This is a genomic window from Brevundimonas sp. SORGH_AS_0993 (assembly GCF_030818545.1).
Taxonomy (GTDB): domain Bacteria; phylum Pseudomonadota; class Alphaproteobacteria; order Caulobacterales; family Caulobacteraceae; genus Brevundimonas.
On sequence record NZ_JAUTAH010000001.1, the window covers coordinates 2,679,645 to 2,696,276 of the forward strand.

General features: G+C 67.9%; 17 protein-coding genes. 10 read left to right on the forward strand and 7 right to left on the reverse strand.

All coding sequences use genetic code 11. The features are described 5' to 3' along the window. The first annotated feature begins 72 nt into the window (after window positions 1–72). From QE389_RS13240 to QE389_RS13255, 4 genes are all read left to right on the forward strand, one after another. A complete protein-coding gene (locus QE389_RS13240) occupies window positions 73–1,011 on the forward strand; it encodes a J domain-containing protein (RefSeq protein ID WP_307368152.1) in 939 nt (312 codons plus the stop codon). Window positions 1,012–1,055: 44 nt separating this feature from the next. Then, on the forward strand, window positions 1,056–2,213 hold the full coding sequence (locus tag QE389_RS13245; protein WP_307368156.1) for a phosphoserine transaminase: 1,158 nt from the start codon (window positions 1,056–1,058) through the stop codon (window positions 2,211–2,213). A gap of 71 nt (window positions 2,214–2,284) precedes the next feature. Then, on the forward strand, window positions 2,285–3,580 hold the full coding sequence (locus QE389_RS13250) for an adenylosuccinate synthase (RefSeq protein ID WP_307368160.1): 1,296 nt from the start codon (window positions 2,285–2,287) through the stop codon (window positions 3,578–3,580). A 69-nt stretch (window positions 3,581–3,649) separates the two neighbouring features. Continuing rightward, the gene (locus tag QE389_RS13255) at window positions 3,650–4,453 is read left to right on the forward strand and encodes a two-component system response regulator (RefSeq protein ID WP_307368163.1); all 804 of its coding nucleotides are present in this window, start codon (window positions 3,650–3,652) and stop codon (window positions 4,451–4,453) included. 16 nt (window positions 4,454–4,469) lie between these two features. On the opposite strand, the gene rpoH is transcribed toward QE389_RS13255, so the two are convergent. The 3 genes from rpoH to QE389_RS13270 form a co-directional block, all read right to left on the reverse strand. Beyond that, complete coding sequence (rpoH, locus tag QE389_RS13260) at window positions 4,470–5,357, reverse strand: RNA polymerase sigma factor RpoH (protein WP_307368166.1); 888 nt, start codon at window positions 5,355–5,357, stop codon at window positions 4,470–4,472. 211 nt (window positions 5,358–5,568) lie between these two features. Then, entirely contained in the window at window positions 5,569–5,874 is a 306-nt protein-coding gene (locus QE389_RS13265; RefSeq protein ID WP_307368169.1) for a GNAT family N-acetyltransferase, read from the reverse strand. Window positions 5,875–5,881: 7 nt separating this feature from the next. Continuing rightward, on the reverse strand, window positions 5,882–7,009 hold the full coding sequence (locus tag QE389_RS13270; RefSeq protein WP_373458318.1) for an RluA family pseudouridine synthase: 1,128 nt from the start codon (window positions 7,007–7,009) through the stop codon (window positions 5,882–5,884). Between QE389_RS13270 and QE389_RS13275 the strand changes: the two genes are divergently transcribed. Beyond that, on the forward strand, window positions 6,993–7,628 hold the full coding sequence (locus tag QE389_RS13275) for a DUF2799 domain-containing protein (protein ID WP_307368172.1): 636 nt from the start codon (window positions 6,993–6,995) through the stop codon (window positions 7,626–7,628). The genes QE389_RS13270 and QE389_RS13275 overlap by 17 nt on opposite strands. Before the next feature lie 42 nt (window positions 7,629–7,670). On the opposite strand, the gene fba is transcribed toward QE389_RS13275, so the two are convergent. The 4 genes from fba to gap form a co-directional block, all read right to left on the reverse strand. After that, window positions 7,671–8,756, reverse strand: coding sequence for a class II fructose-bisphosphate aldolase (gene fba / locus QE389_RS13280; RefSeq protein ID WP_307368174.1), 1,086 nt, complete (start codon window positions 8,754–8,756; stop codon window positions 7,671–7,673). A gap of 142 nt (window positions 8,757–8,898) precedes the next feature. Beyond that, the gene (gene pgk / locus QE389_RS13285; RefSeq protein ID WP_307368177.1) at window positions 8,899–10,095 is read right to left on the reverse strand and encodes a phosphoglycerate kinase; all 1,197 of its coding nucleotides are present in this window, start codon (window positions 10,093–10,095) and stop codon (window positions 8,899–8,901) included. A 40-nt stretch (window positions 10,096–10,135) separates the two neighbouring features. Next, on the reverse strand, window positions 10,136–10,393 hold the full coding sequence (locus QE389_RS13290) for a hypothetical protein (protein WP_307368180.1): 258 nt from the start codon (window positions 10,391–10,393) through the stop codon (window positions 10,136–10,138). Between the two features lie 4 nt (window positions 10,394–10,397). After that, entirely contained in the window at window positions 10,398–11,405 is a 1,008-nt protein-coding gene (gene gap, locus QE389_RS13295; protein WP_307368183.1) for a type I glyceraldehyde-3-phosphate dehydrogenase, read from the reverse strand. A 233-nt stretch (window positions 11,406–11,638) separates the two neighbouring features. On the opposite strand from gap, the gene QE389_RS13300 reads away from it, so the two are divergent. From QE389_RS13300 to QE389_RS13320, 5 genes are all read left to right on the forward strand, one after another. After that, window positions 11,639–11,788, forward strand: coding sequence for a hypothetical protein (locus QE389_RS13300; RefSeq protein ID WP_307368185.1), 150 nt, complete (start codon window positions 11,639–11,641; stop codon window positions 11,786–11,788). 90 nt (window positions 11,789–11,878) lie between these two features. Continuing rightward, on the forward strand, window positions 11,879–13,630 hold the full coding sequence (locus tag QE389_RS13305) for a dihydroxy-acid dehydratase (RefSeq protein ID WP_307368188.1): 1,752 nt from the start codon (window positions 11,879–11,881) through the stop codon (window positions 13,628–13,630). 3 nt (window positions 13,631–13,633) lie between these two features. Beyond that, window positions 13,634–14,647, forward strand: a complete 1,014-nt coding sequence (ilvC, locus tag QE389_RS13310; protein WP_307368191.1) for a ketol-acid reductoisomerase — start codon at window positions 13,634–13,636, stop codon at window positions 14,645–14,647. A gap of 19 nt (window positions 14,648–14,666) precedes the next feature. After that, window positions 14,667–16,379 carry an acetolactate synthase 2 catalytic subunit gene (gene ilvG / locus QE389_RS13315; protein ID WP_307368193.1) on the forward strand — a complete coding sequence of 571 codons (1,713 nt, stop codon included), beginning with the start codon at window positions 14,667–14,669 and terminating at the stop codon, window positions 16,377–16,379. A gap of 1 nt (window position 16,380) precedes the next feature. Continuing rightward, complete coding sequence (locus QE389_RS13320) at window positions 16,381–16,632, forward strand: ACT domain-containing protein (RefSeq protein WP_307368196.1); 252 nt, start codon at window positions 16,381–16,383, stop codon at window positions 16,630–16,632.

Genomic DNA, 16,632 nt, shown 5'->3' on the forward strand with positions numbered 1-16,632 from the left:
GACCCTTTCAGGGCGGCGGGCCATGGCTTAACTGACAGCCTCTCGATTTTTGCAGATGGAGCGACATCGGACGTGGCAGGCGATCCCTACAAGGAACTGGGCGTTTCCAAGGGCGCGAGCGCGGACGAGATCAAGAAGGCGTTCCGCAAGCTGGCCAAGGACCTGCATCCGGACAAAAATCCCGGCGACAAGGCCGCCGAGGATCGGTTCAAGCGCATCACCGCCGCTTTCGACCTGCTGGGCGACAAGGACAAGCGCGCCAAATACGACGCCGGGCAGATCGACGGCGACGGCAACGAACAGTTCCGGGGCTTCGGCGGCGGACGGCCCAGCGGCAATCCGTTCGGACAGGGCGGCGGCTTCGGCGGTTTTCCGGGCGGCGGCGGCGGCGGCGGGCCGGGCGGCCGGGCCAGTTTCGAAGGCGTCGATCTGGACGACCTGTTCGGCATGTTCGGCGGGACCGGGCGTCAGCGCGGGGCGCGCGACTTCACCGCCCGCGGCCAGGACGTGAAGGCGACGCTGGATATCAGTCTGGAGGACGCCATCGCCGGGGCGACGCGCCGCATCCAATTCTCGGACGGGCGCACTCTGGACGTGACCATTCCCAAGGGGGCGTCGGACGGCCAGAGCATCCGCCTGCGCGGCCAGGGCGCGCCGGGACGCGGCGCGGAGAACGGCGACGCCCTGATCGAGCTGCGGATCGAGCCGCACCCGATCTATCGCCGCGAAGGGGCGGACCTGACCATGGACCTGCCGGTGTCGGTCCCCGACGCCGTGCTGGGCGCCAAGGTGCGGGCGCCCACGCCCGAGGGCGAGGTTCAGGTGACGATCACGCCGGGCTCGAACTCGGGCAAGGTGTTGCGGCTGAAGGGGCGGGGCGCGTTCGACAAGGGGCGGCGCGGCGACCTGCTGGCGCGCCTGGTCGTCACCCTGCCGGATCAGCCGGACGAGGCCCTGACCCGGTTCGCCGAGGACTGGCGCGCCCATCGGCCCTATTCGCCCGGACGTTGAGCGCTCACGCAGCGCGAAGCGCGGTAGCGCCAAGAGGAATGGTCATGATCGCAAAGCCTGACATCAAGCCCGCGCGGCCTTGGTTCTCGTCCGGTCCGACGGCGAAACGGCCGGGATATCGGCTGGGCGGCCTGCCGCAGGAGCTGCTGGGTCGGGGCATCCGCGCGCCCGAGGTGGTGGAGCGGTTCGCCCATGGCCTGAGGCGCACGCGCGCGGTGCTGGAGGTTCCCGAGAGCCATGTGCTGCTCTACACGCCGGGCTCCGACACCGGGGCGGTCGAGGCGGCCCTGTGGGGGATGTTGGGCCAGCGGCCCGTGCAGGTCGTGGCCTTCGAGAATTTCGGCCTGACCTGGCTGGGGGACGTGCGCGATCATCTGAAGCTGACGCCCGAGGCCCTGACGGCGCCGTGGGGCGACCTGCCCGACCTGGGCCAGGTGGATTGGTCCAAAGACGTGGTGTTTCCGTGGAACGGCACGACCTCGGGCGTGCGCGTGCCGGACGGCGACTGGATCGCCGACGACCGCGAGGGGTTGGCCATCTGCGACGCGACCTCGGCCGCCTTCGCCATGCCGCTGCCGTGGGACAAGCTGGATGTGGTGACGTTCAGCTTCCAGAAGGCGCTGGGCGGCGAGGCCGGGATCGGGGTCATGGCCCTGTCGCCGCGCGCCGTGGCGCGGCTGGATTCCTATCGGCCGGATCGGCCCGTGCCCAAGGTGCTGCGGATCACGGACGGCAAGGGGTTCGAACGGGCCCTGGCCGACGGGGTGGCGATGAACACCTTTTCGGTCCTGACCATCGAGGACTGGATCGACGCCCTGGACTGGGCCGAGGGCGTGGGAGGCTTGAGCGAACTGATCCGGCGCACCGATGCCAACTCTGCCGCCCTGGCCGATTGGGTGGCGCGGACCGACTGGATCGACTTCCTGCCCGAACGGCCCGAAATCCGTTCGACCACCTCGGTCTGCCTGAAGTTCGTTGATCCGCGCGTGACCGGTCTGGACGACAAGGGGCAGAAGGCCTTCGTCACCCGCTTCAAGGCCCTGCTGGAAGGCGAGGGCGCCGTGTTCGACATGGAGCCGCATCGGAATGCCCCGCCGGGCCTGAGACTATGGTGCGGCTGTACGGTCGAGACGGCGGACGTGGTCGCCGCGACGCCCTGGCTGGAGTGGGCCTTCGAGGCGGCGGCGAGCGAGGTCGGATAATCCCAGTTCTGGGACGACACCGGACGATTCCCCCGCTATAGGCTGCGCCCGCATTCAGCGGAGACAGTGCTTTGGCGAACGTGGCGGTGGTCGGCGCCCAGTGGGGCGACGAGGGCAAGGGCAAGATCGTGGACTGGCTGTCCAATCGCGCCGACATGGTGGTGCGGTTCCAGGGCGGGCACAATGCGGGCCACACTCTGGTCGTGGACGGCAAGGTCTATAAGCTGGCGCTGCTGCCCTCCGGCGTGGTGCAGGGCAAGCCGTCGATCATCGGCAATGGCGTGGTGGTCGATCCCTGGCATCTGGTCGGGGAGATCGAGAAGATCCAGGCCCAGGGCGTGGCGATCACGCCCGACATCCTGACCATCGCCGACAACGCCTGTCTGATCCTGCCCATCCACCCGGCGCTGGACGTGGCGCGGGAGGCGGCCGCCAGCGCGCCGGGCGCCAGGATCGGCACCACCGGGCGCGGCATCGGCCCGGCCTATGAGGACAAGGTGGGGCGGCGCGCCATCCGCGTGTGCGACCTGGCCAACGCCGACGACCTGAAGATCAAGATCGACCGCCTGCGCTCGCACCACGATCCGCTACGGGCGGGTCTGGGGCTGGAGCCGATCGACCCGGAGGCCCTGCTGGCCCAACTGCTGGAGATCGCGCCGAAAATTCTGCCCTATGTGAAGCCGGCCTGGCGGGTGCTGGATCAGGCGCAGCGTGAGGGCAAACGGGTCCTGTTCGAGGGGGCGCAGGGGGCCTTCCTGGACGTGGACCACGGCACCTATCCCTATGTGACCAGCTCCAACACCGTGGCGGGGCAGGCGGCGGCGGGGTCCGGGATCGGGCCGCGCGGCGTCGGCTATGTGCTGGGCATCGTCAAGGCCTATACGACGCGCGTCGGCGAAGGGCCGTTCGCCTGCGAACTGAATGACGAAGTGGGCCGGCACCTGGCGACGGTCGGGCGCGAGGTCGGGGTCAACACCGGCCGCGCGCGCCGCTGCGGCTGGTTCGACGCCGTGCTGGTGCGTCAGTCGGTGGCGATCAACGGCATCGACGGGATCGCCCTGACTAAGTTGGATGTGCTGGACGGGCTGAAGACGCTGAAGATCTGCGTCGGCTATCGGGTCAATGGCGAGGTGCTGGACTATCTGCCCTCCAGCCTGAAGGACCAGGCGGCGGCCGAGCCGGTGTTCGAGGAACTGGACGGCTGGGACGAAAGCACCGGCGGCGTGCGCAGTTTCAAGGACCTGAACGCTCATGCGCTGAAGTATGTGCGCCGGATCGAGGAGTTGATCGGCGCGCCGGTGGCCCTGCTGTCGACCAGCCCCGAGCGGGACGATACGATCCTGATGCGCGACCCCTTCCTGGGGTGAAGCGGAGATTCAACGGGTTTTAACCCGCTCGGGGTAAGGGTTCTCGCGTCAAGCCGACGGAGCCCTTCCTTGTTCGCCGTTAACACCAAGACGCTGAGCCGCATCGAACCCGTCGTGCGGCGCGCCATCATCATCGACCCCAACCCCGCCGCCGTGCGTCTGCTGGCGGATGTGATGAAGGGGCTCGGCGCCCGCGAAATCTATTCCGAGACCGACGACGAGCGGGCGCTGGAGCTGGCGCGCGACGTGGAGCCGGGCATCATTTTCGTGGAACGGTCCGGGCCGACGCTGAACGGCGAGACGCTGACGCGGCGGATCCGTCGGTCGAACATGGTGTGCCGCACCTCTCCCATCATCATGGTGACGACCGAGGCGACGGCCGGCGCCATCAAGGGCGCGCGCGACGCGGGCGTCCACGAGTTTCTGCGCAAGCCCTTCACCACCGGCGATCTGTTCAAGCGGGTCGAGAACGTGGCGGTGAAGCCGAGGCCGTGGATCGAGGCCGTGAACTATGTCGGGCCAGATCGCCGACGCTTCAACTCGGGCGAATACGCCGGAACGCGCAAACGTCGCAGCGATACGGCGGCGGACAGCAACGAGAGCGTCCGGAATCAGGCCGTCCGCATCCTGACCTCGGCCATGGCGCAGTTCGATCAGGATCCGACCCAGGCGACGCGCGCCATTCGCCAGCAAGCCTCCACCCTGAAGACCGTGGCGGCCAGCATGGCGGATTCCACCCTGGCCATCGCGGCAGGGGGGCTGGAAGCCTATATCAACGCCGGCCAGGTCACGCGGGCGGGGCTGGCCCAGCCGATCGGCGCGATCCTGGCCTTGGCCGAACCCCAGATGGCGACCATCGCCCAGGCGTCCTGAGAAATCGGCCGCCGGTTCAGGCGTCGACCAGGTTGCGTTCCTCGGCGGCCGCGCGCATGGCCTTCTGCAGCTTTTCGAAGGCGCGGACCTCGATCTGACGGACGCGCTCGCGGCTGACGCCGTACTGGCCGGCCAGCTCTTCCAGGGTGACGGGATCGTCCTTCAGGCGACGTTCGGTCAGGATGTGCTTTTCCCGATCCGTCAGCTCCTCCATGGCCTCCTGCAGCAGGCTCATGCGGATGCCCTTTTCCTCGTCGTCGGCGAGCTGGGTTTCCTGGGAGACGGCGGTGTCGTCGGCCAGCCAGTCCTGCCATTCGCTTTCGCCGTCGGCGCGTAGCGGCGCGTTCAGCGAGGCGTCGCCGCCGAGGCGACGGTTCATGTCGGTGACTTCCTGTTCCGACACGCCCAGCTTGGTGGCGATAGCCGACAGGTGTTCGGGGTGCAGGTCGCCTTCCTCGAAGGCCGAGATCTGGCTCTTGGCCTTGCGAAGGTTGAAGAACAGCTTCTTTTGCGCGGCGGTGGTGCCCATCTTCACCAGGGACCAGGAGCGCAGGATGTATTCCTGGATCGAGGCCCTGATCCACCACATGGCGTAGGTCGCCAGGCGGAAGCCCTTGTCCGGGTCGAACTTCTTGACGGCCTGCATCAGGCCGACGTTGCCCTCGGAAATCACTTCGCCGATCGGCAGGCCGTAGCCGCGATAGCCCATGGCGATCTTGGCCACGAGGCGCAGGTGGGAGGTGACGAGACGGTGGGCGGCCTCCGGGTCCTGATGCTCGGACCAACGTTTGGCGAGCATGAACTCCTCGTCCTTGGTCAGCATCGGAAACTTGCGGATTTCCGTCAGATAACGCGACAGGCCCTGTTCAGGCGACATCACCGCGAGCGTGTTGTTGGCAGCCATATGGTCCCTCCGACCGTCTAGACGAGCGGGCTCTCCGGCATCGGCCACCGAACGTGCACCGACGTCTCACCCCTCAACCGGCAAGGTAGCGATGGGTTGCCGCCTTTTTTAGGGGCGGAGCGTCACACGAAAGCGTGACCGTGACCCCGGCGCCACTCACGCCGACCGACATCCCACATGGGGCGTGTCCGTTTCTATTCAAGACCCGCTATCAGAGGCCGAGGATGGTGCGATAGGTCGGGTGCACGACCTCCGCATGCTCGGGATGCTTCTGAAGATAGGCCGCGAAGAACGGACAGACGGGCAGAATCAAAAGGCCGCGCGCCTTGGCGTCCGCCAGGACGTGGCGGGCCAGGCGGCTGGCGATCCCCTGTCCTTCCAGACGTTCCGGCACCAGGGTCTCGGTGATCATCAGGTTAGGCGGGGACAGATTGTAGGTGACGACCGCCGTTTCTCCATCGACCACCAGTTCGTAGCGATTGCGATCGGCGGTGTCGTGAATGTCTGGGTCTAGCATGAGGTTCTCACAGGTCGGCGAGCAGGGACTGGAGCCGCAACATATCTTGGGGCGGCGCGGTTTCGAAACGCAGGCGCTCGCCGGTCACGGGATGGACGAAGCCCAGGACGGCGGCGTGCAGGGCCTGGCGCGTCAGGCCGGCCCCGGCGATGGCGGTGCGAACGGGGGCCGCCGGACTGCCCGAGCCATAGACGGCGTCGCCCAGGATGGGCGCGCCCTTCGACGCCATATGCACCCGGATCTGGTGGGTGCGCCCGGTGTGCAGGGTGCAGGCGACGCGGGCGGCCATCGGGGCGCCGCCGGCCCTGGCCGGTTCGCCGAAGGTCTGTTGCACGACATAGTCGGTGACGGCCTCGCGCCCGCCGGCCTTCAGCACGGCCATCTTTTTGCGGTCGCCTGTGGAGCGACCGATGCGGGTCTCGATGCGGCCACTGGCGGGCGACGGCGCGCCGCGCGTCAGGGCGATGTAGGTGCGCTCGATGTCGTGGGCGGCGAACAGGGCCGACAGACCCGCATGGGCGCGGTCGGTCTTGGCCGCGACCATGACGCCCGAGGTGTCCTTGTCCAGCCGATGAACGATGCCGGGGCGGGCGACGCCGCCGATGCCCGACAGGCTGTCGCCGCAATGGGCCAGAAGGGCGTTGACCAGTGTGCCGGTCTCGCAGCCCGGCGCCGGATGGGCGGCCATGCCGGCGGGCTTGTCGACCACGATCAGGTCCGCGTCTTCGTAGAGGACCGTCAGGGGAATGGATTCGGGCTGGGGCGTGGCGGGCGCGGGCGCGGGCACGACCACGGCGTAGAGGCCGGGCAGGGCCTTGGCCGAGCCGCCGGTCAGCACCTGACCGTCGCGGCTGACGCAACCCTGCGCCAGCAGGGCCTGCAGCCGGGCGCGCGAAAGGGGCGGAAAGACGTCGGCCAGGGCCTTGTCCAGACGGACGCCGGGCGAGGCGAGGCGCGCCTCCAGCCGTTCGCCCGACTGTTCGTTCAGTCCGGCGTCCAGGGGCGCGTCTTCGTCGTCGATCAGATCAGGGTCGGCCACGGCCCTTCCTAGCACGACCGGCCGCTTGCGCGAGGACGCGATGACGGTCGATAGTGGGGCGGGGGCGTAGGGGATTTCGATGAAGCGGTGGATCATCGCGGGCGGCGTCGTCGCCTTGGCGGCCCTTCTGGGCAGTTGCACGACCATGAGCAAGGACGAATGCCTGGCCGGCGCCTGGGGCGAAAAGGGCTATGCCGACGGGGCGGCCGGCTATCCGATGTCGCGGTTGGACGACCATGCCAAGGCCTGCGCCAAATATCAGGTCGCGCCGAACCCGACGGCCTATGAATCGGCGCGGGAAGACGGCTTGCGGACCTATTGCACCTTTCGGCGCGGCTGGGAGGAAGGGCGGTCGGGCAATGCCTACTACGGCGTCTGTCGCCCCGAGGAGGAGGCGGACTTCCTGCCCGCCTATCAGGACGGGCGGCGGCTGCACGAGGTGGAAGAGGCCGTGTCCTCGGCCGAAAGCGCGCTGAACAGCGCCGAGGCCCGCATCGGAGACCGCGAGGACAAGCTGGACGCCAAGGAGCGCGAACTGCGCGGCGAGGGCCTGACCGACGAACAGCGGGACCGGGTGCGGGACCGTATCAGCGAGGTGCGCGGCGAAATTCGGCAGGCGCGTCGCGCGGCGCGAGAGGCGCGCGACGCCCTGGACCAGGCGGAATGGGACCTGCGCCGGGTGCGGCTGGAGTTGGCTGGCCGCTACCCGATCTAGGCGCCGTCGGCTCGCGCCGCCCCGATTCAGGCCGCTCCGAATTCAGGCGGCCTTGACGGAGGCGCCGCGGAAGGACGGGTCGAGGTCGCCCGAGGCGTAGCGCTTGGCCATCTGGGCGGTGGACAGGGGGCGGATCTTGGACGCCTGGCCCTCGCAGCCGAACTGCTGATAGCGCTCCATGCAGAGCGTCTTCATCGCTTCCTTGGCGGGCTTCAGATAGGCGCGGGGATCGAACTCGCCCGGCTTTTCGGCCAGCACCTTGCGGATGGCGCCGGTGATGGCCATGCGGTTGTCGGTGTCGATGTTGACCTTGCGCACGCCGTGTTTGATGCCGCGCTGGATTTCCTCGACGGGCACGCCCCAGGTCTGGGGCATCTGGCCGCCGTAGGCGTTGATGATGTCCTGCAGGTCCTGCGGCACCGACGAGGAGCCGTGCATCACCAGGTGGGTGTTGGGCAGGCGGCGGTGGATTTCCTCGATCACATTCATGGCCAGCACGTCGCCGTCCGGCTTGCGCGTGAACTTGTAGGCGCCGTGCGAGGTGCCCATGGCGATGGCCAGGGCGTCGACCTTGGTGGCGGCGACGAAGTCGACCGCTTGATCCGGGTCGGTCAGCAGTTGGGAGTGGTCCAGCTTGCCCTCGAAGCCGTGGCCGTCCTCGGCCTCGCCCATGCCGGTCTCCAGCGAGCCCAGAACCCCGAGTTCGCCCTCGACCGAGACGCCGCAGGCGTGGGCCATTTCGGTGACGCGGCGGGTGACCTCGACATTGTACTCGTAGCTGGCGGGCGTCTTGGCGTCCTCTTCCAGCGAGCCGTCCATCATGACGCTGGTGAAACCGTACTGGATGGCGGTGGCGCAGGTCGCCGGGCCGTTGCCGTGGTCCTGGTGCATGCAGACCGGGATGTGCGGATAAAGCTCGGCCAGAGCGTCGATCAGCTTGGCCAGGACGATGTCGTTGGCGTAATTTCTGGCGCCGCGGCTCGCTTGAATGATCACGGGCGCGTTGACCTCGTGGGCCGCCTCCATGATCGCCAGACCCTGCTCCATGTTGTTGATATTATAGGCCGGCAGGCCGTAATCGTTCTCTGCTGCGTGATCGAGCAGCTGTCGCAGCGTGATGCGCGCCATGATGAAATCTCCTGAGCCGAACAGTCTTTTTTGATTGGGGCGGAGATTAGCGGCGCGGCGCGCCGAAGTCACGCCGTGTTACAGCCGCTGAACTACGGTTTGCGACGAGGGACGGCAGGCGTGATCCGCCTGCATCGTCCGCTCAAGCCCTGAGCGCCTCGACGCCCGGCAGGGGCTTGCCCTCCATCCATTCCAGGAAGGCGCCCCCGGCGGTGGACACGAAGGTCATGTCGTCCGCCACCCCGGCGTGGTTCAGGGCCGCGACCGTGTCGCCGCCGCCGCCGACGGCGATCAGGACGCCGGCCTTGGCCAGGGCCGCCGCATGACGGGCGACCGTCACGGTGGCGGCGTCGAAGGGCGGCACCTCGAACACGCCCAGGGGGCCGTTCCAGATCAGGGTCTTGGACGCCGTCAGGGCCTCCAGCAGACGCGCGACCGTGGCCGGGCCGGCGTCCAGGATCTTGTCGTCGGCGGACAGGGCGGCGCCGGCGGCGACGGGGCGCGAGGCGGCGCCCGGCTTCACCTCGGTCGCCACCACGAAATCGACGGGGAGCAGCAGCTCGCATCCGCGCTTTTCGGCCTCGGCCATGATCTCGCGCGCCGTGTCGGCCATGTCGCGTTCGGCCAGGGAGCCGCCGATATCGATCCCTTGCGCGAACAGGAAGGTGTTGGCCATGCCGCCGCCGATGGCCAGGCGGTCCAGCTTGCCGACCAGATTCTTCAGCAGGTCCAGCTTGGTCGAGACCTTGGCGCCGCCGACGATGCCGACGACCGGCTTCTGCGGCTTGCCGAGCGCTGCATCCAGGGCGTCCAGTTCGCGGCGCATGGATTCGCCGGCGTAGGCGGGCAGGTGGTGCGCCACCCCCTCGGTCGAGGCGTGGGCGCGGTGGGCGGCCGAGAAGGCGTCGTTGACATAGAGGTCGCCCAGGTCGGCCAGCTTCTGGGCGAAGACCGGATCGTTGGCCTCTTCCGCCGCGTGGAAGCGCACGTTCTCCAACAGAACCACGCCGCCGGCGTCCAGGTCGCGGATGGCCTCGACGGCGTCCGGGCCGATGCAGTCCTCGGCGAAGCGGACGGGGGCGCCCAGCAGGGCTTCCAGCGGTTCGACGACCGGCTTCAGGCTCATCGACGGGACACGCTGGCCCTTGGGACGGTCGAAGTGGGCCAGAAGGGCCACCTTGGCGCCGGCGTCACGCAGGCGCTGGATCGTCGGCAGGGCGACCCGCAGCCGGGTGTCGTCCGTGACCTTGCCGCCCTCCATCGGCACGTTGAAGTCCACGCGGACCAGGGCCGTCTTGCCGGCGAGATCCTTGGCGTCGTCGAGGGTGCGGAAGGTCATGTCAAAGTTCCAGAAAGTCGAGCAGAGATTTGGCGCTGCCTTACATTTGGCTCCAGCCGACAATCACATAGGCCATAAAGGCCCCGACGCTTAATTCCAACATGAGCGCGAGTAAGGCCAGTGTATTGCCTAGGGCACGGTTCCGCCCTTGCGGCGCATTATTGCCCCAGAGCGAGGCCGTCCAGATGGCGCTGCCGATCCACATGGGAATCAGAAAAAAGTTGAATACGGCAGCGCTCGTTAGAAGCAGGATGATGGGTGCAGTCAATGCCAGTAAGATCGAAAGCACCCATTTCATGGCGTTACAGGAACTTCGCCATCTGCAGCGCGGTGTCGCTCATGCGCGTCGCGAAGCCCCATTCGTTGTCGTACCAGCTCAGAACGCGGGCCAGCTTGCCGTCGACGACCTGGGTCTGGGGCAGGGCGGCGGTGGAGGAGGCGGCGATGTGGTTCAGGTCGTGCGAGACCAGCGGGTCGGTCGTCGTGAACAGGACGCCCTTCATCGGGCCGTCGGCGGCGGCCTGAAGCGCGGCGTTGATCTCTTCCACCGTCACGTCGCGGGCGGCGACGACCTTCAGGTCCACGACCGAGACGTTCGGGGTCGGGACGCGGATCGACGAGCCGTCCAGCTTGCCCTTCAGCTCCGGCAGGACCAGGCCCAGGGCCTTGGCGGCGCCGGTCGATGTCGGGATCATCGACAGGGCGGCGGCGCGGGCGCGATACAGGTCCTTGTGCATCGTATCCAGCGTCGGCTGGTCGCCGGTGTAGGAGTGGATGGTGGTCATATAGCCGCGCTCGATGCCGAACAGGTCGTTCAGCACCTTGGCGACCGGGGCCAGGGCGTTGGTGGTGCACGAGCCGTTCGAGACGACGATGTCGTCGGCGGTCAGGGTCTCATGGTTGACCTTGAAGACGATGGTCTTGTCGGCGTTGTCGGCCGGGGCCGAAACCAGCACGCGCTTGGCGCCGGCCTTCAGGTGGGCGCTGGCCTTGTCCTTGGAGGTGAAGATGCCGGTGCATTCGAAGGCGATGTCCACCTTCAGCTCGGCGTGGGGCAGGTTGGCGGGGTCGCGTTCGGCCGTGACCTTGATCTTGCCCGTGCCGACGTCGATCCAGTCCTCGCCCGACGTCACCGTGCCGGGGAAGCGGCCGTGGACAGAATCGTAGCGGAACAGGTGGGCGTTGGTCTCCACCGGGCCCAGATCGTTGATCGCCACGACCTCGATGTCCGTGCGGCCATGTTCGACGATCGAACGGAGCACAAGGCGGCCGATGCGGCCGAAGCCGTTGATGGCGACGCGAACGGTCATGGTGGGTTCCTCTGAGCTATGGCTTATCGTTGTGCGTCTCAATGACCGCGCGCGGGGCGGGTTTCAACCCCAGGCGCGTCACAACGGGCTGCGGACTGTTACGCTAGGCGGCCTTGAGGCAAGAAACACCACTTCGAAGGAAATTCTGCGCCCTGAGGGCAAAAATCTTGCCGTCGGCGGTTGCGTCGCGGCGGGCGGTATGGTTTCTTGGCGTCAGAACAAGGGAGCCCCTCGTGGCCACGACGACGCGCGCAATCAGGAAGGACGCCGCCGCTTTCGCGGTTCCCGCCCGCGCGACCTCGGCGCCGCAGGTGCTGGCCGTATTCATTCTCACCGTACTTATTGGCCTGCTTAGCCAAGCGGCGTGGATGCCCGCGACCTGACCTAAACACACTCAGGATCGCCTCGCACCACCCCGCTACCGAAAGGAAGCGGGGTTTTTGGTGCGCGGCGGTTCCCAACGAACCGGACCGATGACGCAAGATTCTACCTCAGAGCCCAAAAAGCCGAACGCGCGCAGCGCGGCGGTGACTGCCGGCCCCAACCGGGCGGCGGCCCGATCCTATATGCGCGCCGCAGGGATGCAGGACGCCGACTTCGACAAGCCGATGATCGGCATCGTCAACACATGGTCGACGGTCACGCCGTGCAACATGCACCTGGACCGTCTGGCCAACGACGTGCGCGCCGGCGTCGTCGCGGCCGGCGGCTATCCGGTCGATTTCAACACCATCGTCGTGACCGACGGCATCTCCATGGGCACGGCAGGGATGAAGGCGTCGCTGATCAGCCGCGAGGTCGTCGCCGACAGTATCGAACTGGCCATCGAGGGCCACCAGCTGGACGGCGTGGTCTGCATCGTCGGCTGCGACAAGACGATCCCGGCGGCGGCCATGGCCCTGGCGCGGATGGATATCCCCGGCCTGGTCTATTACGGCGGCACCATCATGCCGGGCGTCTTGCCCGCTCCTGGGGGGACGAAAGAGGTCTCGGTTCAAGAAGTGTTCGAGGCCATCGGCGCCCACGCCGCCGGCGCCCTGGACGACGCGGGCCTGAAGGCGGTCGAGAGCGCGGTCTGCCCCGGCGCGGGCGCCTGCGGCGGCCAGTTCACCGCCAACACCATGGCCATGGCCCTGTCGGTCATGGGCATCAGCCCCATGGGCGCCAACGACGTGCCCGCCGTCGATCCGGGCAAGGCCGCCCAGGGCGAGCGCTGCGGCCGCCTGATCGTCGAACGGGTCTTCGCCGGCGACACGGCCCGCAAATACATCACCCGCGCCAGCCTGAAGAACGCCGCCGTCGCCGTTTCGGCCTCGGGCGGGTCGACCAACGCCGTCATGCACCTGACGGCCATCGCCGCCGAGGCCGGCGTCGATTTCGGGGTCGAAGACTGCCACCAGGCCTGCGTCGAGGCGCCGGTCATCTGCGACCTGAAGCCGGGCGGCCGGTTCCTGGCCTCGCACCTGTTCTCCGCCGGGGGCACCCGCCTGGTGACGCAGCGCATGGCCGAGGCCGGCAAGATCGTGAACACCCCCACCGTCAGCGGCCGCAGCCTTTTCGCCGAGGCGGCCGAGGCCGAGGAAACCCCCGGCCAGGTGGTCGTGACCCGCTTCGACGCGCCGGTCATGGACCGCGGCAGCTTCGCCGTCATCTATGGCGACGTGGCCCCGGAAGGCGCGGTCATCAAGCTGACAGGCCACAAGGTCGACACGTTCGAGGGACCGGCCTGCGTCTTCGATTCCGAAGAAGACGCCTTCCACGCCGTCCAGGACGGCTCGGTCGGCGAAGGCGACGTCATCATCATCCGCTACGAAGGCCCCAAGGGCGGTCCCGGCATGCGCGAGATGCTGCAAGTCACCGCCGCCTTGAAGGGCCGCAAGATCGACAACGTCGCCCTGCTGACCGACGGCCGTTTCTCGGGCGCCAGCTATGGCTTCGTCGCCGGCCACGTCTCGCCGGAAGCCGCTGTCGGCGGCCCGATCGCACTCATTCGCGATGGTGATCGCATCACCATCGACGTCACCAACCGCCGGATCGACGTCAATGTCGATCTGGCGACGCGCCGGGCGGGCTTTACGCCCCACGTGGTCCGCCCGGCGCGAGGCGTCTTCGCCAAATACCGCGCCTCGGTGGCCTCCGCCGCCCAGGGCGCCGTCACCATTCCCAACCCGCCGCCGGCCCAAATCCCGGCAAGTCACAAGACAACCGCTGCTCAGGACGCCTGACCCATGGCCATCACCATCTACACCAACGAAGACATCAAGCCGGGCGCCATCGCCGGCCAGCGCATCGCCATCATCGGCTATGGCTCGCAGGGCCGCGCCCACGCCCAGAACCTGAAGGACAGCGGCCATGACGTGGTCGCCGGCGTTCGTCACGGCGGCACGGGCTGGAAACACGCCACCGCCGACGGCGTGCCCACCGCCGAGCCGGCCGAAGCCGTCAAGGGCGCCGACATCATCGCCATCCTGACGCCGGACATGGTTCAGGACCAAGTGTATCGCGACATCATCGAGCCGAACGCCAAGGAGGGCTCGGCCCTGCTGTTCGCCCACGGCTTCTCGATCATCTACAACCGCATCACCCCGCGCGAGGACATGGACGTGATCCTGGTGGCGCCCAAGGGACCGGGCGATCTGGTCCGCCGCGAGTTCCAGCGCGGTCGCGGCGTTCCCAGCCTGTTCGCCATCGAGAAGGACGCGACCGGCAAGGCGCGCGACCGGGCCATGGGCTACGCCAAGGGCAACGGCGGCGCAACCGGCGGCCTGCTGGAAACCACCTTCCGCGAGGAGACCGAGACCGATCTGTTCGGCGAACAGGCCGTCCTGTGCGGCGGCGCCAAGGAACTGGTCATGCAGGGCTTCAACACCCTGGTCGAGGCCGGCTACCAGCCCGAGATCGCCTATTTCGAATGCCTGCACGAGCTGAAGCTGATCGTGGACCTGTTCTACGAAGGCGGCATCTCCAAGATGCACCACTTCATCTCGGAAACGGCCAAGTACGGCGCCGTCGCCTCTGGCCCGCGCGTCGTGACCGAAGAGACCAAGGCCCGCATGAAGACCATTCTGGACGAAATCCAGGACGGCACCTTCGCGCGCAACTGGATCGCCGAGAACGAGGCCGGCAAGCCGCAGTACGAAGCCTGGCTGAAGGCGGACCGCGAAAGCCAGATCGAACAGGTCGGCGCGCGTCTGCGCGAACGCATGGCCTGGCTGAACACGCCCAAGGCCGAAGCGGCCTGATCGCCGCCTGAAAGACCGGATGACCCTGATGACCGCCGCCGCCTTCAAACCCTCAGCCGAGACCGCTCCCCAGTCGGGCGCGCGTCTGCTGGTCTCCACCCTGGAGCGGCTGGGGGTGGAGGTGGTGTTCGGCTATCCGGGCGGCGCCATCATGCCGGTCTATGACGCCCTGGCGGGATCCAGGCTGAAGCATATCCTGGTCCGTCACGAGCAGGGCGCGGCCTTCGCCGCCGACGCCTATGCCCGAAAGAGCGGTCGGGTCGGGGTGTGCATGGCGACGTCCGGCCCCGGCGCCACCAACCTGGTCACGGGCATCGCCAATGCGATGATGGATTCCGTGCCGATGGTCTGCATCACCGGCAATGTCGCCCAAGGTCTGATGGGCACCGACGCCTTCCAGGAGATCGACATCCTGGGCGTCACCCTGCCGATCGTGAAACATTCGATCCTGGTCCGTTCGGCCGCCGAGGTGCCGGCCGCGATCGAACAGGCGTTTCACATCGCCGCTACGGGCCGTCCGGGGCCGGTGCTGGTCGACCTGCCCAAGGATGTCCAGTTCGAGACGACGACCGAGGACTATGGCTTCCACATCCCCAACCAGACGCCCCGCGTCGATCATGACGGCGTCGCCGCCGCCGAGGCTGCGATTCGGGCGGCGAAGAAGCCGCTGGTCTATATCGGCGGCGGGGTGAAGATCGGCGGCGCGACCGAGGCGTTGCGCGCCTTCGTCGCCGCGACCGGCATCCCCCAGGTGTCGACCCTGAACGCGCTGGGCACCCTACCGACCGACGCGCCGGGCATGCTGGGCATGCTGGGCATGCACGGCACGCGCGCGGCCAACCATGCGGTGCAGGACAGCGACCTGCTGATCGTCGTCGGCGCCCGGTTCGACGACCGCGCGACGGGCAAGCTGGCCGAGTTCGCGCCGAACGCCCGCATCGTTCATTTCGACATCGACGCCTCCGAGGTCGGCAAGCTGCGTAGCGCCAATGTCGCCGTCGTCGGCGAGTTGAAACCTGGCGTCGAGGTCCTGACCGGGCGTCTGGCGGTCGGCCCGGCCCTGGACATCCAGCCCTGGGTCGCCGAATGCGCCGAGGCCGCCGCCCGGAGCGCCTATCGCTATGACGCCCCGGGCGAGGGGGTCTATGCTCCGGCCCTGCTGAAGGCCGTGTCCGAGGCGGCGGGCGATGATTTCGTCGCCGCCTGCGACGTGGGCCAGCATCAGATGTGGGCGGCCATGCATTGCCGCTTTTCCAAGCCGGAAGCCCACATCACCTCGGGCGGTCTGGGGGCCATGGGCTTTGGCCTGCCCGCCGGCATCGGCGCCAAGCTGGCCGATCCGTCCGCCACCGTCGTCACCATCGCCGGCGACGGCGGCTTCATGATGAATATCCAGGAGCTGGCGACGCTGAAGCGTTACGGCATCCCGCTGAAGATCGTGCTGATCGACAATTCGTCCCTGGGCCTGGTGCGCCAGTGGCAGGAGCTGTTCTTCGCCGAGAACTATTCCGAGATCGACCTGTCCGACAATCCGGACTTCGTGAAGGTGGCCGAAGCCTTCGGCATCGAAGCCTTCCGCATCGACCGCCGCGATCAGGTGTCGGAAGGGGTCCAGCGCCTGCTGGCCGCCGACGGCCCTTGCCTGGCCCATGTGGTCATCGACCCGCGCGACAACGTCTGGCCGCTGGTTCCGCCGGGCAAGAACAATGCTGAAATGATGGAGGGCTCCTGAGATGAGCAACACGATCCACATCCAGATCGACCGCGCCGACGGTTCGCTTCAGCGTCTGATCGGCCTGGTGGAGCGCCGGGGATTTTACATCGACGGCATGAACATGGCCGACGAAGGCCCGTTCCGGCGGATCGCCCTGACGGTGCGCGGCCGCGACGCCGCCCGATGCCTGGACAATCTGGGCCGCCAGATCGACCGGCTGTTCGGCGTCAGCCGTCTGCCTGACGAAGCCATGCGGTCGGAAGCGGCCTGA

Coding starts and splice junctions, on each gene's coding strand:
- QE389_RS13245 (WP_307368156.1), top strand. CDS start 1,056: ATGATCGCAAAGCCTGACATCAAGCCCGCGCGGCCTTGGTTCTCGTCC.
- rpoH (WP_307368166.1), bottom strand. CDS start 5,357: ATGGCTGCCAACAACACGCTCGCGGTGATGTCGCCTGAACAGGGCCTG.
- QE389_RS13265 (WP_307368169.1), bottom strand. CDS start 5,874: ATGCTAGACCCAGACATTCACGACACCGCCGATCGCAATCGCTACGAA.
- QE389_RS13275 (WP_307368172.1), top strand. CDS start 6,993: ATGAAGCGGTGGATCATCGCGGGCGGCGTCGTCGCCTTGGCGGCCCTT.
- QE389_RS13270 (WP_373458318.1), bottom strand. CDS start 7,009: ATGATCCACCGCTTCATCGAAATCCCCTACGCCCCCGCCCCACTATCG.
- fba (WP_307368174.1), bottom strand. CDS start 8,756: ATGGCGCGCATCACGCTGCGACAGCTGCTCGATCACGCAGCAGAGAAC.
- pgk (WP_307368177.1), bottom strand. CDS start 10,095: ATGACCTTCCGCACCCTCGACGACGCCAAGGATCTCGCCGGCAAGACG.
- QE389_RS13290 (WP_307368180.1), bottom strand. CDS start 10,393: ATGAAATGGGTGCTTTCGATCTTACTGGCATTGACTGCACCCATCATC.
- gap (WP_307368183.1), bottom strand. CDS start 11,405: ATGACCGTTCGCGTCGCCATCAACGGCTTCGGCCGCATCGGCCGCCTT.
- QE389_RS13305 (WP_307368188.1), top strand. CDS start 11,879: ATGACGCAAGATTCTACCTCAGAGCCCAAAAAGCCGAACGCGCGCAGC.
- ilvC (WP_307368191.1), top strand. CDS start 13,634: ATGGCCATCACCATCTACACCAACGAAGACATCAAGCCGGGCGCCATC.
- ilvG (WP_307368193.1), top strand. CDS start 14,667: ATGACCCTGATGACCGCCGCCGCCTTCAAACCCTCAGCCGAGACCGCT.
- QE389_RS13320 (WP_307368196.1), top strand. CDS start 16,381: ATGAGCAACACGATCCACATCCAGATCGACCGCGCCGACGGTTCGCTT.